The following is a 2,361-nucleotide window of genomic DNA, read 5'->3' on the forward strand; positions in this document are numbered from 1 at the left end:
GTCTTCGCGGGGGGTCTCGCCGGCGGGGACGGCCGGGGCGGGGCCGTTGTGGCCGTTGGCGGCGGGCTGGGCGTTGTTGAGGTTGGCGAGCAGCTGGCGGGCGACGCCGAGGCCGGTGCCGCCGAGCGTGAGGGCCTTGGCGAGCATGTCCTCGACGCCCTCGGCGCCGTTGAGCACGACCATGTTGTCGACGTTGCCGAACACGCCCGCGCCGGCCTCGACGATCTGCGGCCACTGCTCGGCGAGCTGCTGCGCGATGACGGCGTCGGTGTTCTCGGCCAGCGCCTCCGCGCGGGCCTTGATCGCCTCGGCCTCGGCGAGGCCCTTCTGCCGGGTCGCGTCGGCCTCGGCCTCACCGAGCAGCCGGATGGCCTCCGACTCCCGCTGCGCCTTCAGCTGCACCTCGGTCGCCGCGGCCTGGGCGTAGGAGATGCGCTCCTCGCGCTCGGCCTCGGCCAGCTTCACCTGCTCGTACGCGCGCGCGTCCGCGGGCTTGCGGATCTCGCTCTCCAGGCGCTTCTCGGTGCGCTCGGCCTCCAGCTCGGCGTTGCGGGTCTCCTTGAGGATGACCTCCTGCCGGGCCTGCTGCGCGGCCTGCTGGACCTGGCCCTCGTACTCGGCCTTCTTCATCTCGGTGTCGCGGATGACGGCGGCGTTCTGCCGCTCGGTCTCCTGCTCGCGCTCGGTGGCCTCCTGGTTGCGCTCGGCCTCCGCGATGCGGGCCGCGGCGGCCACCTTCGCGGCATGCGGACGGCCGAGGTTCGCGATGTAGTCCGTCTCGTCGTCGATCTCCTGGATCTGCAGGGAGTCGACGACCAGGCCCAGCTTGCTCATCTCGTCGGCCGCCGAGCTGCGCGTCTCGGACGTGAGCCGCTCCCGGTTGAGGATCAGGTCCTCGACGGTGAGGTTGCCGATGATGGAGCGCAGGTGACCGGTGAACAGCTCGTGGATCGCGCCGTCCATGGACGACTGCTGCTCAAGGAACCGGCGCGCCGCGTTGGCGATCGAGACCAGGTCGTCCCCGACCTTGTAGATGACCACGCCGCGCACCTTGACCGGGATGCCCTGCTGCGTCACGCAGTTCACTTCGAGGTTGGCGGCGCGGCTGTCGAGCTGCAGCCGGCGCGACACCTGGAAGCCGGGCAGGACGGACGTCCCCTTGCCCGTCACGATCTTGAACCCGAGACTGTCCACGCCGTCGATCGGCTTGGACTTGGCGCCGAGCCCGGAAATGATCAGCGCCTCGTTCGGCTCGGCGACCCGCCAGACCATCTTGAACAAGATGACCAACACGATGATGGCGACGACGACGCCGATCGCCACGGCGAGCACGGGCATACCGCCTCCTCTTCAGATGTCAGTGCGGCCGGCGCACCTGCCCGCCCGCGTTTCCCCTCAGACGCACGGGCGGCGCGTTCGGTTCTCCCCGCGGGTGGCCGGTTCGCGCCATTTCACTGGGGCAGCGCGGGCGCCACGTAGACCGTCCGGGGCGGGTGGTGCTCGACCACCACGACGATCGTCCCGACGCCGATCTCGTCCTGCGGGTTCACGGGGTGCGCGTAGAACGCCTCCACACCGCCGCGGATGGGGATCATGACCTCGCCGACGAGGCCCGGTCCGATCCGGCCGGTCACCCGGCCCTCCTTACCGATCAAGGACACCCCCGCTGGGAACGACGCGCTCGGGGCCTCCGCCCCGTTGTAAGGCGAACCGTATCCGCTGGACGAGACGAATCGCGAGCCGCGTGACTCACGGCAGGACGCGTTCGGCCTGCGCCTGGGCCTCGCGGGCGAGCCGCTCGGCGTCCGCCCGGGTGACGGCGGGGCCGAAGACGGTGATGGTGGCGAGGTAGTGGCGGCCCCGGAACACGACGTACCAGGTCCGCGTCCGCGCGTCCCCGCTGGTCGTGCTGACGCCGACGGTGCGGGACCCCTCGCCGATCTCGCCCTTGGGCGCCTCCACGACCCGGTGCTCGGCCCACGTCGAGCCGATCTTCGTGCGGAACTTCAGGCACCCGGACGGGACGCGCGCGTTGACCTGCTTCTCCGCGTCGGCGGCGGACATCCCCATCAGCGTCTCGGTGGCGGTCTGCCCGGCGCTGCCGGTGAACGACACCAGCGCCGCCGGGACGTCCCCCGCCACGGTGCCGCCGGGACGCCCCGTCCCGCACCGCGGCTTGTCCAGCGTCGTCTCGCGCTGCAACCTGGCCGCGTTCTGAATGGCCTTCAGCGACCCGTACTCCCCCGAATCGGGCTCCCCGGCCCGCCGATACCCGGGCGCCTCCCCGAGCAGCGCCTGCGCCAGCTGATCAGAGGTGTACCCGATCCCCGCCACCTCCGCCCGAGCCGTGCTGTGCACCTC

3 protein-coding genes are annotated in these 2,361 nt (G+C 71.6%); all 3 read right to left on the reverse strand.

All coding sequences use genetic code 11. From position 1 onward, the window contains the following. On the reverse strand, positions 1 to 1,338 hold a 1,338-nt coding region (locus HUX53_RS05765; protein WP_176402130.1), incomplete at its 3' end, for a flotillin family protein. Between the two features lie 113 nt (positions 1,339 to 1,451). After that, a complete protein-coding gene (locus tag HUX53_RS05770) occupies positions 1,452 to 1,634 on the reverse strand; it encodes a hypothetical protein (protein ID WP_131941232.1) in 183 nt (60 codons plus the stop codon). A 115-nt stretch (positions 1,635 to 1,749) separates the two neighbouring features. Next, on the reverse strand, positions 1,750 to 2,361 hold a 612-nt coding region (locus HUX53_RS05775), incomplete at its 5' end, for a hypothetical protein (RefSeq protein ID WP_217919123.1).

The organism is Actinomadura sp. BRA 177, from assembly GCF_013372625.1.
In the GTDB taxonomy this organism is placed as follows: domain Bacteria; phylum Actinomycetota; class Actinomycetes; order Streptosporangiales; family Streptosporangiaceae; genus Spirillospora.